Origin of the sequence: Vibrio owensii, from assembly GCF_002021755.1 — a bacterium.
Lineage (GTDB): Bacteria > Pseudomonadota > Gammaproteobacteria > Enterobacterales > Vibrionaceae > Vibrio > Vibrio owensii.
On the sequence record NZ_CP019959.1, the window covers coordinates 2,953,995 to 2,975,452 of the forward strand.

A 21,458-nucleotide genomic window follows, 5' to 3' on the forward strand; every position below is an offset into this window, starting at 1 on the left:
TATGGTTATGTTAACGAAAAAAGAGAATCTTGAAGCGGTCGAGAAATTTGCAGAGAACCTGGAAGTTGAAGGCCGTAGTTTATGGCAAGACGCCCGCATCCGCTTTATGCGTAACAAAGCGGCAATGGTGAGCTTGTTCATTCTTGCATTGATGACCCTTGCGGTAATCTTCCTGCCAATGCTGGCACCTTACACATTTGACGATACAGACTGGTACGCAATGCACGTTGGTCCAAGTGCTGAGCACTGGTTCGGTACTGACAGCTTAGGTCGTGACCTTTACGTACGTACGCTGATTGGCGGTCGTATCTCTCTAATGGTTGGTGTTCTAGGTGCATTGGTTGCGGTTGTGATTGGTACGCTTTACGGTGCGGCTTCTGGCTTCATCGGCGGTAAAGTTGACCGTATCATGATGCGTATTCTTGAAATCCTATACGCGGTTCCGTTCATGTTCCTAGTTATCGTACTGGTAACATTCTTCGGCCGTAACATCGTTCTTATCTTCGTCGCTATCGGTGCTATTGCGTGGCTAGATATGGCTCGTATCGTACGTGGTCAAACGCTAAGTCTACGTAGTAAAGAATTTATTGAAGCGGCACACGTTTGTGGTGTGAGCAAGTGGAAGATCATCACTCGCCACATCGTTCCAAACGTACTGGGTATCGTAGCGGTTTATTCAACTCTACTGATCCCAAGCATGATTCTGACTGAGTCATTCCTTTCATTCCTTGGTCTTGGTGTACAGGAACCAATGACAAGTTGGGGCGCACTTCTACAAGAAGGTTCGCAAACAATGGAAGTGGCAATCTGGCAGCTGGCGTTCCCAGCAGCATTCATGGTTGTGACTCTATTCTGCTTCAACTACGTTGGTGACGGTCTGCGCGATGCGCTGGATCCAAAAGACAGATAATTAAAAATAGAAAGAATAAAGGAAGCAATGATGAGTTTATTAGATGTCAAAGATCTGCGCGTCGAATTTACCACGCAAGATGGTATCGTAACCGCAGTAAACGATTTGAACTTCTCTCTGAATCAAGGTGAGACCCTAGGTATCGTAGGTGAGTCGGGTTCAGGTAAATCACAAACCGTATTCGCTATCATGGGTTTGCTAGCGAAGAACGGTATCATTTCTGGTAGCGCGAAGTTTGAAGGAAACGAGATCCTTAATCTGCCAGAAAAAGCACTTAACAAGGTTCGTGCAGAACAGATCGCGATGATCTTCCAAGACCCAATGACGTCTCTTAACCCATACATGAAAGTTAGTGATCAGCTGATGGAAGTTCTGATGCTGCACAAAGGTATGGGTAAAGCAGAAGCGTTCGAAGAGTCGGTTCGCATGCTTGAAGCGGTTAAAATCCCAGAAGCTCGTAAGCGTATCACCATGTACCCACACGAGTTCTCTGGCGGTATGCGTCAGCGTGTAATGATCGCAATGGCGCTACTGTGTCGTCCAAAACTGCTTATTGCGGATGAGCCAACGACGGCATTGGACGTTACGGTTCAAGCGCAGATCATGGATCTGCTGAACGAACTGAAATCTGAGTTCAACACTGCAATCATCATGATCACGCACGACCTTGGTGTTGTTGCTGGTTCATGTGACAAAGTACTGGTGATGTACGCAGGTCGTACCATGGAGTACGGCACTGTGAACGAGATCTTCTACAACCCAAGCCACCCTTACGCGGAAGGTCTATTGAAGGCGATTCCTCGTTTGGATACAGAAGGCGAGATCTTGCCGACGATTCCTGGCAACCCGCCTAACTTGCTTCGTCTACCACCTGGCTGTCCTTACCAAGATCGCTGCCACCGTGTGATGGATCGTTGTAAGCGTGAAGCACCAATTCTGACGCCGTTTGGTGATGGCCGTCAGCGTGCATGTTTTTCTGAATGGGAGGCTTGGAGCAAATGAGTACAGATAAAAAGCTAATTCTGGATGTATCTGATCTGAAAGTTCACTTCAGCATTGCATCAAAATCTGCGTGGCCTTGGTCAAAACCTTCAAGCCTAAAAGCGGTAGACGGCGTAAACGTTCGTTTATACGAAGGCGAGACCCTTGGTGTAGTAGGCGAGTCCGGTTGTGGTAAATCGACATTTGCTCGCGCCATCATTGGTCTGGTGGAAGCAACAGACGGTGAAGTGGTTTGGTTGGGTCAAGATCTGACAAAAATGAAAGACGTCCAACGTCGTGAAACGCGTAAAGAAATCCAAATGATTTTCCAAGATCCTCTGGCTTCTCTTAACCCACGTATGACGGTTGGTGACATCATCGCTGAACCATTAGAGACATTCTACCCAGAGCTGACTAAGCAAGAAGTGAAAGACCGCGTTAAAGAGATGATGGCGAAGGTAGGTCTTCTACCAAACGTTATCAACCGCTACCCACACGAATTCTCTGGTGGTCAGTGTCAGCGTATTGGTATCGCACGTGCTCTGATTTTAAAACCTAAGATGATTATCTGTGACGAGCCAGTATCAGCACTGGATGTATCGATTCAGGCTCAGGTAGTTAACCTATTGAAAGAGCTGCAAAAAGAGCTTGGTCTTTCATTGGTGTTCATCGCGCACGATTTATCAGTTGTGAAACACATTTCTGACCGCGTACTGGTTATGTACCTAGGTAATGCTGTGGAGCTGGGTGAAGCAGATGCGTTGTTTGCCGATCCAAAACACCCATACACACGTGCGTTGATGTCAGCGGTTCCAATTCCGGATCCGGAAATTGAACGCAGCAAGAAGATTCAGATGTTAGAAGGTGATCTACCATCACCAATTAATCCTCCTTCTGGTTGTGTGTTCCGTACTCGTTGTCCTCAAGCGACGGATGAGTGTGCGAAGACCAGACCACACATCGAAGGCTCAGATGTTCACGCGGTATCTTGTCTACACGTAGCAGTGTAACTAAATTCAGCCTGTGACGGGCTTAAGCGCGGCTCCTTTTATAGGGTCGCGCTTTTTTTATGCCTACGATATTGGCCGGAATTAGTTCATTCGAAATTCTTGAACAAGATGGACTAAGTGGCCGGATTATAAGCTTTGCGTGATTCGCTAATATAGTGGAAAACAAATTAAGAGGAGAGCAGTCATGGGTAAGTTAGTTGAGGGCGTTTGGCACGATGTATGGTACGAGACTAAGTCTAATGGCGGTAAGTTCGTTCGTGAAGATGCGGGCTTTCGTAATTGGATAAAGAACAAACCCGATGCGACATTCCAACCTGAAACGGGCCGTTACCACCTTTACGTTTCTCTTGCTTGTCCGTGGGCGCACCGCACGCTGATCTTCCGCAAACTCAAAGGTTTGGAAAAGCACATCGATGTCACGGTTGTTTGCCCAGACATGCTCAGCGAAGGTTGGCAAATGGGCTTGCCTGAGCCACTGTTTGGCCATACTCGTATGCACCAGATCTACACTCAAGCCAAGTTCGATTACACTGGTCGCGTTACCGTTCCGGTTTTGTGGGACAAAAAGACTAACACCATCGTGTCGAATGAGTCGTCTGAAATCATCCGTATGTTTAACTTTGAGTTTAACGAACTCACCGGGAACAACGATGATTACTACCCAGAGCAACTTCTAAGCGTGATTGATGAGTGGAATGACTACATTTACCCGAACGTGAATAATGGTGTATACCGTTGTGGGTTTGCGACAACGCAAGAAGCTTATGAAGAAGCGTTTGATTCACTGTTTGCTGCACTGGATAAAATCGACGCTCACCTTGCAACGCATCGTTATCTAGCGGGCAATAAAATCACCGAAGCAGATTGGCGCTTGTTTACGACCCTTGTTCGCTTTGATGCGGTATACGTAGGTCATTTCAAATGTAATAAACAACGCATTGCCGATTACGCAAACATTCAAGGCTATTTGAAAGAGCTATACCAAGTAGAAGGCGTGGCAGAAACCACAGACTTCTACCACATTAAGCGTCACTACTATTTCAGTCACACTGGTATCAACCCAACCCAAGTGGTCCCCAAAGGCCCTGAATTAGATTTGGATTCGCCTCATGGTCGAGAATCTATATAAGTTTAAAACTTCTAAGAAAAGCGCCATTTGATGTGGCGCTTTTCTTTTTTCTCAATATCTTCTCACCATCACAGCTTCTTCCTACCGATCACATAAACTGATGATATAACAACCGATCTTTGACTGAGGTGGGGTATGGATATCAATGAGTTTGTCAGTGGCGAGCATCTAATTTGGAATCTGTTTGTTGCTCTGCTTTTGGGTGCGATTGTTGGAACCCAACGTGGCTGGGTGATGCGTAACAGCGTCGAAGGCAGTCGCGTTGCAGGTATCCGCACCTTTTCTTTAGTCGGTTTGCTTGGTGGCTTGGTTGGGATTCTTGCCAATCTGTATACGCCTTTGCTACTCGGCTTTGCTCTTATTGCTTTGGTGATTCTCGCTTGTATTGCGTTTGTTATTCAGCAAAAAAAGAGCGAGGACATCAGCATCACCGGTGTGGTCAGTTTGGTGATCACCTTTGTACTTGGCAGTCTGGCTGTTTCTGGTGAGGCGGCGCTTGCTGCTGCTGCGGCAGTCATCACAGCTGTCGTGCTGGATAACAAGAAAGAGCTTCATCAGGCTTTGCAGCGCCTTCAAGAGTACGAGCTTGATGCGGCTTTGCGTCTTCTGCTTATTTCCATCGTTTTATTACCTCTTTTACCCAACCAAGCTTACGGTCCTTGGAAGGCACTGAACCCTTATGAGATTTGGTGGATGGTAGTGCTGATCGCTAGTATTTCATTTGTCGGTTATTTCGCGATTAAGATCGGCGGAGCGAAGCGGGGCATATTGTTTACGTCTGTCTTCGCTGGCTTAAGTTCTTCTACCGCACTGACGTTGCAGTTCTCTCATCTTTCACGTGAGCAGGAAGGTATCAGCCCTCTGCTGGCAAGCGGAATCTTATTGAGTTGCGGCACTATGTTTCCTCGCTTGTTGATTGTCCTATCTGTTCTCAACCCTCAATTAGTGAGTTTGTTATGGCCGATTGTCTTAGTCATGATGATTGCACTTTATTTGCCGGCTTGGTGGATATGGCGTCGAAGTGAAGTCGAGAAGATAGAGCAGTCAAACAAACAGACTAACCCGTTGGCGCTTCAATCAGCACTGTTCTTTGGTGTTGTGTTGGCGATCATTATGTTGTTATCTCATGCACTTTCAGATTGGTTTGGTAGTGCTGGTATCTTAGTTCTATCTGCGGTGTCAGGGATTACGGATGTTGACGCCATTTCACTGACTTTAGGGCGTCAAAGTACTCAGTCATTGGCGATAGAGGTTGCTGTGCTCGGGATATTTATCGCGGCGTCAGTGAACACTATTGTTAAGATGGGGATGGTACTCATGATAGGCGCTCGTCAACTGTGGGCTAAGGTTGTTCCACCTATGTTGAGTGCGGTTTGTTTGGGTGGGCTTGTCTATTTGGCGCTTTAGAACAAATAACCGTCTGATGCAAAAACAATTTATTAGGTCGCGAGCTAGGTTCCAATCTGTAATTATCAATCAAGTAAAACTTATTCCTTTTTCTATACTGATTCACCAAGTGCTGAGCTTTCGTTCTAAGCGCTAGGAATCTGAACAAGGAAGAAACGATATGATTACTGTATTTCCAGGAGTGGTCGAAGGTACGGGCTTTAAATGGAAAACCGTGGAACAACCTATCACTAAATATAACGACGCTGTGGCCTATTTACGCCAATCTAGTGCGGCCGCAGCACTATTAGATTTTCTCTCGGGAGGCGAAGAGGTCACGTTGCTTTGTACAACTGATACTACCAGCAGCTTTTTTCCTGCAGAAATCGTAAAACAAGCAGGTTGCAATGTTCGCGGCAGTTTAGTGACTTGGAATCCTTTTGATAGCTTGAATGTAAACGACATTAAGCGCAATAAACCCGTTGGGCGCAGTCGTGTGCCAAACAAAAATGTATCTAGAGGGACGCAGTCACCAGCGGTTGGACTTATTCATGAGTTCGGTCACGCGCGTCAATACATGTTGAAACGAGATTGGTTCATGACGCACTATCGCGCTGCCTCAAGTGGTAGTGATAGCGATCGACTCATCATAGAAAATGATAACTTGCTTACCGTAGAGTCCGTCGTTGCTCGCCAGCTCAATGAAGGTGTTCGTTGGAAGTATAGAGATATTGGATCGAGTAATACGAATTTGAACGTGCAGTATCAATTAAACCGTCCAATGGACCCGATTCTTGTCTAGCAACAAGAAATAAAAAACCTCGCCGTGGCGAGGTTTTTTCATTCAGAAAGATGCGGTTAATTAGTTAACAGCTTTTTCTTTTGCTTGGTCAGCTTGATCTGCCTGAATCGCAGTTAGAGCAACTGTGTACACGATATCGTCTACTAGTGCACCGCGAGAAAGATCGTTTACAGGCTTGCGCATACCTTGCAGCATTGGACCGATAGATACTAGGTCAGCTGAACGTTGTACCGCTTTGTAAGTCGTGTTACCAGTGTTTAGGTCTGGGAATACGAATACTGTTGCTTTACCTGCTACTGGAGAGTTAGGCGCTTTAGAAGCTGCCACGTTTTCCATGATCGCAGCGTCGTACTGTAGAGGACCGTCGATCACTAGATCTGGACGTTTCTCTTGAGCAATCTTAGTTGCTTCACGTACTTTATCTACGTCTGCACCCTTACCAGATTCACCAGTAGAGTAAGAGATCATAGCAACGCGAGGGTCGATACCGAATGCCGCTGCAGAATCAGCAGATTGGATAGCGATTTCAGCAAGCTGTTCAGCTGTTGGATCTGGGTTGATCGCACAGTCACCGTAAACCAATACTTGGTCAGGTAGCAGCATGAAGAATACAGAAGATACGATAGACGCATCAGGTGCAGTCTTGATGATTTGGAACGGAGGAACGATAGTGTTTGCTGTGGTGTGAACCGCACCAGAAACTAGACCGTCTACTTCGTCGTTCTCAAGCATCATTGTGCCTAGGAATACTGAATCTTGTAGCTTCTCACGAGCAACAACTTCAGTCATACCTTTCGCGCCACGTAGCTCAACTAGACGAGCAACGTAGTTTTCACGTACTTCATCAGAGTTGATGATAGTTACGCCAGCACCTAGCTCAACGCCTTGTTGTGCAGCAACGCGACGGATTTCGTCTGGGTTACCTAGAAGCACACATTCAGCGATACCGCGCTCAGCACAGATAGCCGCAGCTTTAACTGTACGTGGCTCATCACCTTCAGGAAGAACGATACGCTTGCCAGCTTTACGAGCGAACTCAGTTAGCTGGTAACGGAATGCTGGTGGGCTTAGACGACGAGACTTCTGAGTGCCTTCAGTCATAGACTCGATCCAGTTACCGTCGATGTGACCAGCAACGTGCTCGTTGATGAACTCGATACGCTCTTTATCGTCTGCAGGTACTTCGATAGAGAAGCTCTGTAGGTTTAGAGAAGTCTGCCAAGTGTTACCTTGTGCTTTGAAGATCGGTAGACCAGTTTCGAACGCAGGCTTACAAAGACCAGTGATCTCTTCAGGGATGTCGTAACCGCCAGTCAATAGAACCGCACCGATATCAACACCGTTCATTGCTGCAAGTGCTGCTGCAACGATTACGTCTGGACGGTCTGCTGAAGTAACAAGTAGAGAACCTGGTTTGAAGTGCTCAATCATGTTTGGCAGAGAACGTGCACAGAAAGTGATGCTCTTGATACGACGAGTCGCAATGTCACCTTCGTTAATGATGTCAGCGTTTAGGTGCTGAGCCATATCGATTGCACGAGTAGCGATAAGATCGATGCTCCATGGCACGCAACCTAGTACACGAATTGGAGAAGTGTTGAAGATTTCCATCACTTTCATTTCGTTTTGCTTCGCGCTGTCTGCATCGTCAAAGATTTCAGATAGGTCAGGGCGAGTACGGCCAGCTTCGTCAACAGGTGCGTTTAGCTTGTTGATGATTACGCCAGAGATGTTCTTGTTCTTAGTACCACCGAAGTTAGAACATGCTACTTCGATGCGCTCTTTAAGTTGAGCTGGGTTATCGGTACCAGGAGTAGCAACAAGAACGATTTCCGCACCTAGAGTTGCTGCGATTTCCGCGTTCACTTGGTTAGCGAATGGGTGCTTACGAGTTGGTACTAGACCTTCGATAAGCGTTACGTCTGCATCTTTGTTGATTTGGTTGTAACGCTCAACAACAGTTTCTAGCAGCTCGTCCATGTTGTCGTTACCGATTAGGCTTTCAGCAACAGACATCGCTAGTGGTTGACCGATCTTCATATCGCTGTTGTAACCAACGATAGTTGAAGTTAGATCAGGTTGATCACCGCCAGAACGTGGCTGTGAAATTGGTTTGTAGAAAGAAACCTTAACGCCTTTGCGCTCCATTGCGCGAAGAACACCCATGCTTACGCTAGTTAGACCAACACCAGCACTTGCAGGGATAAGCATAATAGTACGAGACATTCGTAGAGTACCTTTAGCTATTGGGGGATAAAAGCTCAACTCTTATTCCATGAATAATTCAGAGAATAGGAGTTAAGCCCCTAAGAAATTCTTTTGGAAGAAAAACTGGCTAGCCGAGTGGCTAGCCAGTTAAATCTATTAAAGACCTGCTAGGCGTGCAGTGTCTTCAGCAATTACTAGCTCTTCGTTAGTAGAGATAACCATTGCTGGGATACGGCTGTTAGCTGTAGTGATAGTACCTTCGCCGCCGAAACGTGCTTTAAGGTTAGCTTCACCATCAACTTCGATACCGAAGATACCTAGACGGTTTAGAACCATTTCACGGATAGGGCCAGAGTTTTCGCCGATACCGCCAGTGAAAGTGATTGCGTCTAGACGACCTTCCATAGAAGCAGTGTAACCAGCTACGTACTTAGCTAGACGGTGACAGAACACGTCCATTGCACGAGTTGCTTCTTCTTTCTCACCGTAGTTGTCTTCAACGAAACGACAGTCAGAAGTCACTTCAGTTAGACCAGCAAGACCAGACTCTTTAGTTAGCATGTTGTTGATTTCTTCAACAGAGTAACCTAGAGCGTCGTGTAGGTGGAATACGATAGCTGGGTCGATATCACCACAACGAGTACCCATTACTAGACCTTCAAGAGGAGTAAGACCCATAGAAGTGTCAACAGATTTACCGTTCTTGATTGCACAAACAGAAGCACCGTTACCTAGGTGACAGTTGATGATGTTTACTTCTTCAACTGGCTTGTTTAGTAGGCCTGCAACTTCACGAGTGATGAATAGGTGTGAAGTACCGTGCATGCCGTAACGACGGATACCGTGCTCTTTGTATAGTTTGTATGGAAGAGCGTATAGGAAAGACTCTTCAGGCATAGTTTGGTGGAACGCAGTGTCGAATACAGCAACGTTTTGAAGCTCTGGGAAGTTATGCTTAGCAGCTTCGATACCGATGATGTGCGCTGGGTTGTGAAGCGGTGCGAAAGTCGCAGCGTCTTGAATACCTTTTAGTACGTCATCAGTGATTAGTGCAGATTGAGTGAACTGCTCACCACCGTGTACGATACGGTGACCGATAGCGCCTAGGTTAGCTTTAAGCTCTGGCTTAGAAGCAAGAATAGTTTCAACCATGAACGCTAGTGCTTCTTCGTGTGCTGCACCGTTACCTAGTTGAGCTTCGTGTTTACCGTCAAGTTTCCACTTGATACGTGCTTCAGGAAGGTGAAGACATTCAGCAAGACCTGATAGGTGCTCTGCACCTGTTTCTGCATCAACAACAGCAAATTTAAGAGAAGAACTACCGCAGTTTAAAACTAAAACTAGCTTAGACATGTGTGACTACCTGTTATTCGTCTGATCAAAATCAGTTAAAGGATGAAAAATTAATCACAAGAATAGACGATACCGCCAAGGGTGCGTACTAATCTTGGTCAAAAATTGTTCTAATTCCGTATAAATGAATAGTGATGAACCCATCCACCACTATGAAGCGATCCGTGCAGAATAAAATCTCGGAGTTGCTTAAATTGTAAATAACAGCAACAATGAGATTGAGGGTCTGCAAAGGATAGCGATAATAGGCAATGATAACAAAAAAATTTTGAAAGAATATTAACTTTCATCAATTTTTTGCGCCTTCAGTTGAAATGTTCAACTATTTTTTAGTGAGAGAGCGGTATGAGCAAACAAGTCGGATTGATCCATAGCCTGAAAGACGGCCAAAGTTACATGGAGATCTGGCCGGTTCGTAAAGAGCTGAACGCCATTTTTCCCGAACAACGCATTATTAAAGCAACGCGCTTTGGCATTAAAGTGATGCCAGCGGTCGCCGCGATCGGTGTGCTCACTCAAATGGCATTTAATAACTATGACGCACTTCCTCAAGCGATCGTAGTTGCGCTGTTCGCAATCAGCATGCCGCTGCAAGGTATGTGGTGGTTAGGCAGTCGTTCCAACACCAAATTGCCGCCAGCGTTGGCCTCTTGGTATCGCGAACTGCACCAAAAAATTACGGAATCAGGATTTGCACTAGAGCCAGCAAAAGCTCGTCCAAGATACAAAGAACTTGCGGTGATCCTAAACCGAGCGTTCCGCCAGTTGGATAAAACTGCATTAGAGCGTTGGTTCTAACTCCTCAAATCTACAATTAACTCATTGAAATGGAGTGTGCTTTCTAGCCGCTCCATTTTTTATGCCCGTGACATGGCTTTTCACTCTTATCTTATTTGCAATAACCGCCTCTCGTACCGATTGCGAGATCACAAATGTTACTTTGTTGTTAAATCTTGCTTTTCTTTCCCAACACTTAGCGTTAATAATGACAATTAGATGCACAAAAAGTGCGCAGCAATAAACACAACATCCCATCTTCCTCATTATTTCTGTTGAGCATTCATTTTCGATGAGGCTTTCAGTTCAAGGACGAAGAGACATCAAGGAGTCATGATGAAAACGAAACGTTTACTCGCCACTGCTATTCTTGCCGCGACCACGGTTTTTTCCTCAGCTAATGTGCTTGCTAACACTGCGACGGTTGCTGTTTCACAAATCGTTGAGCACCCTGCGCTCGACGCGACTCGCCAAGGCTTATTAGATGGCTTGAAAGCGAAAGGATATGAGCAAGGGAAGAACCTAGAATTTGACTACAAAACCGCACAAGGTAACCCAGCTATAGCAGTACAGATTGCGCGTCAGTATGTGGGGGAGAGTCCTGATGTGCTAGTGGGTATTGCCACACCATCGGCTCAAGCTTTGGTGTCCGCAACGCGTTCTATTCCAGTGGTGTTTACTGCGGTAACGGATCCGGTGGGCGCAAAGCTTGTGAAATCCATGCATCAACCGGGCAAAAACGTAACGGGTCTTTCTGATTTGTCTCCTGTGGCTCAACATGTTGCTTTGATTCAAGAGATCTTGCCAGAAGCGAAATCCATTGGCGTGGTCTACAACCCGGGTGAAGCCAATGCAGTGACTTTGGTGCAACTGTTAAAAGAGAGTGCAGAAGCAAATGGACTTAAAGTGGTTGAAGCGACGGCTCTGAAAAGCGCTGATGTTCAATCCGCGACCCAAGCCATTGCTGCTAAATCAGATGTGATTTACGCACCGACAGACAACACGGTAGCCAGTGCGATAGAGGGCATGATCGTGGCTGCAAACCAAGCTAAGAAACCAGTATTTGGTGGAGCGACGTCTTATGTAGAAAAAGGTGCGATCGCAAGCTTAGGCTTTGATTACTACCAAGTGGGTGTTCAAACTGCCGACTACGTTGCTGCTATTTTGGAAGGGCAAGATCCTGGCAAGCTGGATGTGAAAGTCGCAACCGGTTCTGATCTTGTTGTCAATGAAGGAGCGGCAACCAAGCTTGGTATCCAGTTACCAAGTTCAGTTGTAAAACGTGCGACCAGCATGCAGTAAGAGTGACGTTCAGGTCGGTGTAATGCCGACCTGATTTGTGCAGAAAGGAGCAGTTATGTCTGCATTTGCTTTTTTTGGTGCGCTCGAAATTGGCCTTATTTACGGCTTAGTGGCTTTGGGCGTTTACCTTACGTTTCGTGTTCTTGATTTTCCTGATTTAAGTGTCGATGGCAGTTTCCCGATGGGGGCCGCCGTTGCTGCCACTGCAATCGTCGCCGGCATCAACCCTTGGATCGCAACCGGAATGGCTGTTATTGCGGGTGGGATGACTGGGTGGGTAACCGCTTTTCTTGCCGTTCGATGCGGCATTCTTCACCTATTGGCTTCTATTCTTACCATGATTGCGGCGTTCTCTATCAATATTCGCATCATGGGTAAGCCCAATATGGCCCTTCTAGGGGAAGACACCATTCTTACTCCGTTTGAAGCCATGGGAGATTCTATGTACATCCGGCCGTTGGTTGTCGGCGTACTAGTATTGCTCTCTGCTTTGTTTGTCGTACGTCTTCTTAACAGTGACTTTGGTTTAGGGCTAAGGGCTACAGGGGTGAACGCTCGAATGGTAGCCGCTCAAGGGGCAAGTACTGCTTTTTACACCTACTTCGGCCTCGCGCTTTCTAATGGTTTTGTTGGTTTTGCTGGCGCTCTATTTGCTCAAACCAACAGCTTTGCTGATGTCACTTCTGGTGTGGGTACGATCGTAGTTGGTTTAGCTGCAGTGATCCTCGGTCAAACTCTGATACCAGGGCGCAAAATCTGGGTTGCGGTTTGCGCGGTCATTATTGGCTCAGTTTTATACCGACTTGCTGTTGCCTTTGCGTTGAGCTCAGGCATGTTTGGTCTGCAAGCATCGGACCTAAACTTAGTGACGGCGGTGCTCGTTGCAGTGGCGTTGATTGCGCCAAAACTGAAACAGAGCATGAAAGCGAAACAACGCGCGACTAGTGCGAAACAAGCCGCATCAAAAAATGGTTCAGGGGAGGCGCTATGATTGAATTAAACAACATCCAAGTGACCTTTAATCCCGGAACCATTTTGGAAAACAGGGCCTTGAAAGGTGTCTCGTTAGAAGTACCTGAACATCAGTTTCTCACCGTCATTGGCTCCAATGGCGCAGGGAAATCGACCTTGCTCGGGGCGGTGACAGGGGAGACGCCGATGATTGGCGGTCAGGTGATCATTGGTGGGCAAGACGTAACCCGGAAAACCGTGGCGCAACGAGCGACTCAATGTGCTCGTGTATTCCAAGACCCGTTAGCGGGTACTTGTGGGGATTTGTCCATCGAAGAAAACATGGCGTTAGCTTACATGCGAGGTAAGCGTCGAGGTTGGGGAATGGCGCTTTCTTCTCAACGTCGCAAGCTTTTCCAAGAGCGCATTAGCATTCTTGGCTTAGGGCTTGAGGATCGCCTTGGGGACAGTATTGGATTGCTTTCTGGCGGGCAACGACAAGCGGTCAGTTTGGTCATGGCAACACTATCAGACAGTAAGCTGTTGTTGCTAGATGAGCATACCGCTGCGTTAGATCCTCGCATGGCGGCTTTTGTTATCGATTTAACCAAACGTATCGTCAGCGAGTTCAACCTCACAGTGATGATGGTGACGCACTCAATGAAAGATGCGCTGGCTTGCGGTGACAGAACGGTCATGCTGCACCAAGGTGAGATTGTTCTTGATGTCGCAGGTGAGCAACGTGCCAATATGCAAGTCCCAGACTTACTCGAAATGTTCTCTAAAGTGCGTGGTGAAGAGTTGGCAGATGACAGCTTGTTGCTGAGCTAACTTAAAGAAAGAGCAAAACTACGCCTACCAAACGTGATCCTCCTTGAGAAAATTGCATCTAAGGCAATGTCGAAAGGAGGATTTTTCGGTAAATACTCTTTATTAAAATAGTGGAATATTCCAATACTAAGAGCACTTACCATGACCCTTCCATTTATCTTCCATAGCCAGACCGAAGATGGCCTTGTATTTGATGGTGAACTGCTAACCGTCACTCTGAAAACTGAAAACGTTAAGTTTGATAGCGTGCATGTACGCTGTGAGCCTGACAACGAAGAATATCTAATTGAAATGCTACCTTGCGGCAAGGCTGGTGAACTTCAACTATGGCAAGCGCAGTTCGCGGCGAACCGAGATCGTGATGTCACTCATTATGTATTCAAGCTCATCAAAGGCAATCAGCAATTTTGGTTAGATGACAGAGGTGTACATAAACGTATGCCACCGAAAGAATTCCACTTTAAGCTGAACACGCAGTCTCAACCACCGAGCTGGGTGCAAGAGCAAGTCTTCTACCAAATCTTCCCAGACCGTTTTGCTGCAAGCCAAGATGAGCAAGCAATCCGAAATACTTACGCACAATACGACCCAGATACCATGGTGAAATCTTGGGGAGAGGCAGTAGGTTCTCATCAAAATACGGGCGCGCGCGAGTTCTTCGGCGGCGATTTAAAAGGCGTTGAAGAGAAACTCGATTACTTAGATGACTTAGGCGTGACGGCGTTGTATTTCAATCCTATCTTCACGGCGCCAAGCAACCATAAGTACGATACGAAAGACTACCTTAATATTGATCCTATGTTTGGCACTAACGAACAGTTTGCGCAGCTGTGTGAGCAAATTCGTGGCAAGCAGATGAAGGTTGTTTTGGATGCCGTATTTAACCACACATCCGTTCATCATCCATGGTTCGATATTAAACAAGAAGGTCAGGGGGCTTTTGGCAATCCGGACTCTGACTTCCGCGACTATTACTTCTTCGAGGGACAAACCAATAATTACATTGGCTGGAAAGGCATTGGCAATTTACCGGTTCTGAACTTTGAGAACGAGCGAGTTCGCGATCATATCTACCAAGGTGAAGAGGCGGTGATTAAACACTGGCTCAAACCACCATATTCAGTCGATGGTTGGCGCTTTGACGTTATTCACATGCTGGGGGAAGGCGATGGCGCAAAAAACAATGCGCACTATGTGGAAGCGTTCCGCAAAGCAACCAAAGCAATCAACCCTAATGCTTATGTGTTAGGTGAGCATTTCTTTGAGGCGACACAATGGTTACAAGGTGGGCAAGAAGATGGGGCTATGAACTACTACGGCTTTGCTCATCCAGTTCGTGCTCTGATTGCTAAGCAAGACATCATGTATGACCCGATTGACATCAATGCGTTAGATTTTAAAGAGTGGATGGATGAGGCGAGAGCTAAAGTCCCTTTTGCCAACCAATTGTCTCAGCTTAATCAGTTAGATAGTCATGATACCGCCCGTTTTCTGACGCTTTTGCACGGCGATAAAGAAAAAATGCGAATCGCACTGGCTTTACTCATGACTTACATCGGTACGCCTTGCCTCTATTACGGGAGTGAAGTGGGATTGGAAGGTGGGCTTGATCCTGACAACCGCCGTTGCTTCCCGTGGGATCAGGTTACCGAGTCTGAGTGGCTGCCTTTGTATCGTGACTGGATAAGAATTCGCAAGCAATACAAGGCACTACAGTCCGGTAGTCTGCAATGGCTTCACTGTGATGAGCAGGTCATGGTATATGCTCGACAGTGGAAAGAAGAAACAATAGTTGTGGCATTTAACCTAAGTAAATACGAACAAAATGTTAACCTGCCTTTATGGCAACTTGGCTTAAATGCAACACACTTGCATCAAATATTAGACAAAGGTGAAGTCGGGGTGGCTGAACGTCATTTTTCTGTCAATATCCCAGCATTGAACTGCAAAATATGGCAAGTGAAGTGACACCTGATGCCTTATTTATTAAAATTTATGAATACATAAGTGAAAAACTATAAATAGCCCTTCGATAGCCAGTACTTTCGAAGGGCTGAAATTATTAAAAGCCAATGGTGTTCAATGGGTAATAAAAGGCGATTTAGCCTCAAATTTGTCATCTTCTTCCCACTCTTTTTATTCATTGTTGTCATGATCGTGACTGCAAAGAACTACTACGATGCGATGAATCGTTACATCACTCTAGAGTACGCTCAAGTTGACCGTGCTTTGGGTCGTGCTATCAAAGTACTAACCGCCCTCGATTACAGCTTTGTAAACTACTCCAATCCGGCTCATCCTTTGTTCCAAGAACATAATCATATGCTAAGAGACGATTTGTGTTTCGTATGGCCAATTGATGTATTGCTGTTGGAAAACAAACACTCAGGTGGATTGCCTGCGGTCGAACTCGATTACATGATTGTTGGGCAGAAGGAGTTATGTCAGCCAGGAACGAAATTGTTCAAATTGGCGGAACAAAAAGCGGGCTTTGCGCCATCATTGTCGTTTTTACACGATATTGAATCGCACATTATCGGTATTCATTACATCGACCAGCGCGGTTATGTAATTTCTTCACCGGACACCTACGCTCAATATTTCACTAAAGAGCTGTGGCAGACCCTCAAAGCAAGGCCGTTTTGGCAAAAAACGGCACAAGAAACGGTGAAAGTCACCATGTCTGGCCCAGCCCCTATGCTGGATCGCCATGATGGGCAAGTGGTGAGTTTAACCGTGCCAATCTATGAAAAGGGGGTTCACCAAGGTGTCCTTTCCATTGACTTTGACGTCGATGACTTATTAAAAACAAATGAGAACCTAGCAGGTAAGCTACATATTATTTCTGGCATGATGGAGCTACCTAACAACATCATGCGACTCAAATCTATTGAGCACGAACGCTTGAGCGCCAATCACCGTATTTTTTATGAATACAACTTGTGGAGCGAGTTCAAGAATCTGTTGGCGTTCGAGAAATACAGCGTTGCGGTTGCATTTTTTATCTATGTGTTGAGTACCGTTGCTCTATTCTTGGTGAATACTCAAACAGAGCGCCGTTATTTCAAAGAGTTGGCGGCGAAAGACCCTATGACGGGTTTACTCAATCGACGTGGCATGCAAGCGGTATGGCGTAACAAAATGACCAAGAAGCACGTCGCGCTTGCCGTTTTTGATATCGATGATTTTAAAGCGATTAACGATACCTATGGGCATGATGTCGGTGATGATGCAATTCGTCTGGTGGCTAAGTGTATTCGTGACAATATTCGTCATTCAGATGTGGCATCGCGTTTTGGTGGTGAAGAGTTTGTTCTTGCCATCTACGATGAAGATTTCGATAGCATGCTACGTATATTGGAGCGTGTAAGAAGTGCGATTAGTAAAAACTCGAAAAGGGTGGTTGCTGGTGGTTTTACAGTATCAGGCGGTGTCGAGTTCAAGTCTTCCTCTCAATTAGAGAGCTTTGATGAACTGTTCAAAGTAGCCGATGAAAAGCTCTATGAAGCAAAGAGCACCGGTAAGAACAAGATTTGCTACTAAGCAGTAGATAAAACAAAAGGGCGAATTCATCGCCCTTTTTTGATCTTTAAAACTGCTTTAACTTGCTTTACGCGACGCGAGACTGCAACTCGTCACGATAACGCTGAATGTGTTCAACGATTGGTGCCGCTTTGTTGAACGTGCGGATCTCGCGGAACAGCTCATTTGCTTCTGGGTAAGCCTGGCGTAAGTAAGAGAACCACTGTTTTACGCGGTTCGGATAGTACAAACCTTTGTCACCTTTCATTTCAAACTGAGAGTAGTAAATCAGTAGCTCTAGGACTTCTGCCCAAACCATTGGCTTATGGTTGTATTTCACCATATTGCCCAGATTTGGAATATTGAATGCACCGCGACACACCATCAGGGAATCAACGCCTGTGGTTTCAATACAACGTTGACCATCTTCGTAGTTCCAAATTTCGCCATTTGCGATTAATGGGATGTCAAAACATTCACGGATTTGGGTGATGTATTCCCACTTGATTTCAGAGGCTTTGTAGCCGCCTTGTTTTGTACGAGCATGAACCGTCAGTTCGTTTGCGCCAGCAGATTGAATGGCATCAACAATCTCAAAGCAGTCTTCAGGGTTTTCCCATCCAAGACGAATTTTAGCGCTCACAGGAATATCGTTTGGAACAGCGTCACGACACGCTTTTACCACGTTATGAATCAGTTCTGGATGCTGAAGAAGTGCCGCGCCACCTTTACTCTTGTTCACCAAGCGAGCCGGGCAGCCGAAGTTAAGGTCGATACCGCGCGCACCAAGCTCAGCGGCTTTGATTGCGTTTTCCGCCATCCAATTTGGTTCTTGACCAAGTAACTGTACGTGAACAGGTACGCCAGATGCGGTTTGTGAGCCTTGAAGAAGCTCAGGACACAGACGATGGAATACGTGATCAGGTAACAGCTGATCGATCACTCGAACAAACTCTGTCACACATAGATCATAGTCGTTTATCTCGGTCAGGATTTGGCGCATCAAATGGTCCAAAACGCCTTCCATCGGGCCTAATACAACTCGCATAGCTTGCCTAATACAGTTTGGTGGTAAAAAGGAGGGCGATTGTAGCGATGTGAGTGAAGTTTGTCATTAAAAGACTCATCAACGCGGACACACATCAACTAGCATCTTATTAACTCTGGGGTATAATGCCGCCAAATTCATGGGAAACCAGATGTCATGCAATACACATTAATTGAGAAAGGTGAAGTTCAGCTAGACGAATCTTCACTGTTTTTGGAAGGTGCAGTATTTGCTGCAAACCTGATGACAAAACCGCTAACACCAGAAAGCTGGCTAGAGCCACTACTTGGTGGAGGTTTTAAAGCCATTCAGCCAGCTGTTGAAGAGCAGATTCACAAACAGCATAACTACATTCTGCGTAATGAGTACTCGATTCTTACGCTGACCAACAGTGATGCAGAGCAACTTGCAGACTTTGCTGAAGGCTTTATGTCTGTGTGGCCAATGATTGAAGAGCAATGGCACGATGTTGTGCTGAACGACGGTCTAGAGCGTATGCTGCAAGCATTATTGACCACCATGATGTTGGCGATTGATGAAGAGCAAACTCAACAGCAAATGCGTGATGCAGGAATTGAGACTCCACCAGCGCTAGCCGATTTTGTTGATCAGCTTGATCTTATGATCAACGAAGTAGCATTTGGTGCTGACGAGTTGATGGTAGGTAAAAAATCTAAGAGCTTGAACCCGTTTAAAGACGTTGGCCGTAACGACCCTTGTCCTTGTGAAAGTGGTAAGAAGTTTAAACAGTGTTGCGGTAAGTAATTGCAATATAAATAAAAAGCCGACCTTGTGGTCGGCTTTTTTGATCTACTTGATCGGTATTCAGCGTGAAAAGTTATTACCGATTACTGAATTGGATTTTTACGCTTACCACTAAAGAACTGAGCAATCACGATGAATGCAAGTGCAACCAAGTTACCTGCGAAGATGACAACCAACCACTGAGGCATTGAAAGGCCAAAGAATTGCCAAACAATCTTCGCACAGTCACCATACGCTTCGAACATCCAAGGAGCCCATTGGTTTAGCGGAGCCCAACTCGGGAAAGTCACGAATAAATCACATGTTGCGAACGGTGATGGGTTGAACTGATAGTCGACGTGCTGCATCGCCAGCATCAAACCTTTATAAGCACTTGCTCCCCATGCAGCTAACGCTATCCAGCGCACGAGAGGGTTGTTTGGTGCAACAAGACCAATCATTGCCGCGACACCAATTCCCATCATAGCGACACGTTCATAGATACACATAACACACGGTGCTAGCATCATGACGTGTTGAAAGAATAGGGCGCAAGCTTCAAAAAAGACGATGGCCAAAAGGAGCAGGAGCCAAGATAAGCGTCCCTTCGAAAACTGGTTAAGTGATGCAAAAATACTCACGGTTACAATCCTGTCTGAAAATATAAAAAAGCTCTGATTACTCAGAGCTTTTTAACTTGGATAAGTTTCCTAATCAACTCAAATTTTTAGTGTCCACCTGACACAACTGGAGTCAGATCACCACTACTTGGCACAATCCAGCCCGCATCGTAGAAGAATGCTGTTGCTGGTTCTAGGAAGAACATGATGCCCATCAAGCCAACAAGCGCTAATACAACCGTGTAAGGAAGCGCCATGATAACCATGCGACCGTATGATAGACGAATCAAAGGTGCTAGTGCTGATGTAAGTAGGAATAGGAACGCAGCTTGGCCGTTTGGCGTTGCAACTGAAGGTAGGTTAGTACCTGTGTTGATTGCAACGGCTAGTAGGTCGAACTGTTCACGAGTGATAAGGCCTTCAATAAGCGCTGCCTTCACTTCGTTAATGTAAACTGTGCCGACGAATACGTTATCCGAAACCATCGAAAGCAGACCGTTGGCAACATAGAACAGAGCAAGTTGAGCGCCCTTATCTTCAACAGCAAGTACTGCATCGATAACCGGTTTGAATAGCTCTTGGTCGATGATAACGGCAACTACCGCGAAGAATACCGCAAGTAGTGCTGTAAATGGTAAAGCCTCTTCAAACGCTTTACCCATCGAGTGCTCTTCGATAACACCAGTAAACGAAGTCGCTAGAATAATCACAGAAAGACCAATCAGACCAACTGCTGCTAAATGAAGTGCAAGTGCGGCAATCAACCAAACAGCGATAAGGCTTTGAACCCAAAGTTTCGCTACGTCTTGGTTAGTACGAGTCTTGCGCTCTTCACGGTCGAAGTCGACTAGGATTTGACGAACGTTGTCAGGCAGTTGAGCGCCGTAGCCAAACACTTTTAGCTTCTCTACAACCACACAAGTGATCAAGCCACAGATGAATACTGGCAAAGTTACTGGAGACATACGAATCAAGAACTCACCAAAGAACCAGCCCGCTTGGTCAGCGATGATCAAGTTCTGCGGTTCACCAACCATGGTAGTAACGCCACCTAATGCTGTACCAACACCTGCGTGCATTAACAATGAACGTAGGAATGCGCGGTAGTTCTCCAGGTCATCACGCGTTAGCTCAGTGATGGTGTCATCTTGAGTGTGGTCGTGGTCACCGATAGGGTTTCCAGAAGCCACTTTGTGGTAAATCGAGTAGAAACCAACTGCAACACTGATTACAACGGCAATAACGGTCAGCGCGTCCAAGAATGCTGACAAAAACGCTGCTGCGAAACAGAATGCGAGTGAAAGTAACGTTTTTGAACGAATACCAAGCAGGATCTTTGTAAAAATGAACAGCAGAAGCTGTTTCATAAAGTAGATACCCGCAACCATGAATACCAACAGTAGAAGTACTTCGATATTCGCTACCAGCTCGTGCTTCACCTGTGCAGGGCTGGTCATACCGATAGCAACCGCTTCAATTGCAAGCAAACCGCCTGGTTGAAGTGGGTAACACTTCAGCGCCATTGCTAGCGTGAAAATAAATTCCGCTACTAGCAACCAACCTGCAACAAATGGGTCAATTAGGAAGAATACAATCGGGTTAATAATTAGGAAGGCTATAATGGCAACTTTGTACCAATCAGGCGCTTTACCAAGGAAGTTCTTGATAAAGGCATTTCCGAGCGACATCGGCATGATAATTCTCTTTATAACAAAATTATGAATAGACACTACAATAGTGCTTAAGTATCTGTTTGTTAGACTTATTATCTAGTCTTTTAAAACAATAACTTAGAAAAACAACAATCCATTGTTTTACTGTAGTCTTGCCAAGTTACTTCCCCTGAACTTAAGCACCGCTCACTTTCGACCGCAACTCTACACC

General features: G+C 45.9%; 18 protein-coding genes. 13 read left to right on the forward strand and 5 right to left on the reverse strand.

The annotated features are described in order from the left end of the window. The first annotated feature begins 7 nt into the window (after nucleotides 1-7). The 6 genes from oppC to A9237_RS13650 all read left to right on the forward strand — a co-directional run bounded on the left by oppC (nucleotide 8) and on the right by A9237_RS13650 (nucleotide 6,218). On the forward strand, nucleotides 8-910 hold the full coding sequence (gene oppC, locus A9237_RS13625; protein WP_020196374.1) for an oligopeptide ABC transporter permease OppC: 903 nt from the start codon (nucleotides 8-10) through the stop codon (nucleotides 908-910). A gap of 30 nt (nucleotides 911-940) precedes the next feature. After that, nucleotides 941-1,912 carry an ABC transporter ATP-binding protein gene (gene oppD / locus A9237_RS13630; protein WP_009707275.1) on the forward strand — a complete coding sequence of 324 codons (972 nt, stop codon included), beginning with the start codon at nucleotides 941-943 and terminating at the stop codon, nucleotides 1,910-1,912. After that, on the forward strand, nucleotides 1,909-2,901 hold the full coding sequence (gene oppF / locus A9237_RS13635; RefSeq protein WP_078608369.1) for a murein tripeptide/oligopeptide ABC transporter ATP binding protein OppF: 993 nt from the start codon (nucleotides 1,909-1,911) through the stop codon (nucleotides 2,899-2,901). The genes oppD and oppF overlap by 4 nt, the downstream gene beginning before the upstream one ends. Nucleotides 2,902-3,085: 184 nt before the next feature. Beyond that, nucleotides 3,086-4,030 (forward strand): glutathione S-transferase family protein, encoded by a 945-nt coding sequence (locus A9237_RS13640; RefSeq protein ID WP_078608370.1) that lies wholly within the window; start codon nucleotides 3,086-3,088, stop codon nucleotides 4,028-4,030. A gap of 135 nt (nucleotides 4,031-4,165) precedes the next feature. Continuing rightward, the gene (locus tag A9237_RS13645; RefSeq protein WP_078608371.1) at nucleotides 4,166-5,437 is read left to right on the forward strand and encodes an MgtC/SapB family protein; all 1,272 of its coding nucleotides are present in this window, start codon (nucleotides 4,166-4,168) and stop codon (nucleotides 5,435-5,437) included. 160 nt (nucleotides 5,438-5,597) lie between these two features. Then, the gene (locus tag A9237_RS13650) at nucleotides 5,598-6,218 is read left to right on the forward strand and encodes a hypothetical protein (protein WP_020196378.1); all 621 of its coding nucleotides are present in this window, start codon (nucleotides 5,598-5,600) and stop codon (nucleotides 6,216-6,218) included. A 60-nt stretch (nucleotides 6,219-6,278) separates the two neighbouring features. Here A9237_RS13650 and pta read toward each other — a convergent pair whose 3' ends face one another. Together pta and A9237_RS13660 are read right to left on the reverse strand one after the other, a co-directional pair. After that, nucleotides 6,279-8,444: a phosphate acetyltransferase gene (gene pta / locus A9237_RS13655; protein WP_005439640.1), complete on the reverse strand. Its 2,166-nt coding sequence runs from the start codon at nucleotides 8,442-8,444 to the stop codon at nucleotides 6,279-6,281. A 138-nt stretch (nucleotides 8,445-8,582) separates the two neighbouring features. Next, on the reverse strand, nucleotides 8,583-9,779 hold the full coding sequence (locus tag A9237_RS13660) for an acetate kinase (RefSeq protein ID WP_005439639.1): 1,197 nt from the start codon (nucleotides 9,777-9,779) through the stop codon (nucleotides 8,583-8,585). A 345-nt stretch (nucleotides 9,780-10,124) separates the two neighbouring features. On the opposite strand from A9237_RS13660, the gene yfbV reads away from it, so the two are divergent. The 6 genes from yfbV to A9237_RS13695 all read left to right on the forward strand — a co-directional run bounded on the left by yfbV (nucleotide 10,125) and on the right by A9237_RS13695 (nucleotide 17,183). Beyond that, nucleotides 10,125-10,577, forward strand: coding sequence for a terminus macrodomain insulation protein YfbV (yfbV, locus tag A9237_RS13665; RefSeq protein WP_005439638.1), 453 nt, complete (start codon nucleotides 10,125-10,127; stop codon nucleotides 10,575-10,577). 315 nt (nucleotides 10,578-10,892) lie between these two features. After that, a complete protein-coding gene (locus A9237_RS13675) occupies nucleotides 10,893-11,858 on the forward strand; it encodes an ABC transporter substrate-binding protein (RefSeq protein ID WP_078608372.1) in 966 nt (321 codons plus the stop codon). A 55-nt stretch (nucleotides 11,859-11,913) separates the two neighbouring features. Further along, nucleotides 11,914-12,849 (forward strand): ABC transporter permease, encoded by a 936-nt coding sequence (locus tag A9237_RS13680; RefSeq protein ID WP_009707270.1) that lies wholly within the window; start codon nucleotides 11,914-11,916, stop codon nucleotides 12,847-12,849. Then, nucleotides 12,846-13,640 carry an ABC transporter ATP-binding protein gene (locus A9237_RS13685; RefSeq protein ID WP_078608373.1) on the forward strand — a complete coding sequence of 265 codons (795 nt, stop codon included), beginning with the start codon at nucleotides 12,846-12,848 and terminating at the stop codon, nucleotides 13,638-13,640. Before A9237_RS13680 ends, A9237_RS13685 begins: the two co-directional genes overlap by 4 nt. 141 nt (nucleotides 13,641-13,781) lie before the next feature. Then, complete coding sequence (gene malZ, locus A9237_RS13690) at nucleotides 13,782-15,608, forward strand: maltodextrin glucosidase (protein ID WP_078608374.1); 1,827 nt, start codon at nucleotides 13,782-13,784, stop codon at nucleotides 15,606-15,608. A gap of 114 nt (nucleotides 15,609-15,722) precedes the next feature. Then, nucleotides 15,723-17,183 carry a GGDEF domain-containing protein gene (locus tag A9237_RS13695; protein WP_078608375.1) on the forward strand — a complete coding sequence of 487 codons (1,461 nt, stop codon included), beginning with the start codon at nucleotides 15,723-15,725 and terminating at the stop codon, nucleotides 17,181-17,183. Nucleotides 17,184-17,250: 67 nt separating this feature from the next. Here the strand turns inward: A9237_RS13695 and dusC are convergent, their stop codons facing one another. Further along, complete coding sequence (gene dusC, locus A9237_RS13700) at nucleotides 17,251-18,210, reverse strand: tRNA dihydrouridine(16) synthase DusC (RefSeq protein WP_078608376.1); 960 nt, start codon at nucleotides 18,208-18,210, stop codon at nucleotides 17,251-17,253. A gap of 156 nt (nucleotides 18,211-18,366) precedes the next feature. Between dusC and A9237_RS13705 the strand changes: the two genes are divergently transcribed. Then, a complete protein-coding gene (locus A9237_RS13705; RefSeq protein WP_078608377.1) occupies nucleotides 18,367-18,975 on the forward strand; it encodes an SEC-C metal-binding domain-containing protein in 609 nt (202 codons plus the stop codon). Nucleotides 18,976-19,058: 83 nt separating this feature from the next. Here A9237_RS13705 and dsbB read toward each other — a convergent pair whose 3' ends face one another. Further along, on the reverse strand, nucleotides 19,059-19,595 hold the full coding sequence (gene dsbB / locus A9237_RS13710; RefSeq protein WP_032802976.1) for a disulfide bond formation protein DsbB: 537 nt from the start codon (nucleotides 19,593-19,595) through the stop codon (nucleotides 19,059-19,061). An 86-nt stretch (nucleotides 19,596-19,681) separates the two neighbouring features. Further along, nucleotides 19,682-21,268, reverse strand: a complete 1,587-nt coding sequence (gene nhaB, locus A9237_RS13715) for a Na(+)/H(+) antiporter NhaB (protein WP_039842211.1) — start codon at nucleotides 21,266-21,268, stop codon at nucleotides 19,682-19,684. Between the last annotated feature and the right edge of the window lie 190 nt (nucleotides 21,269-21,458).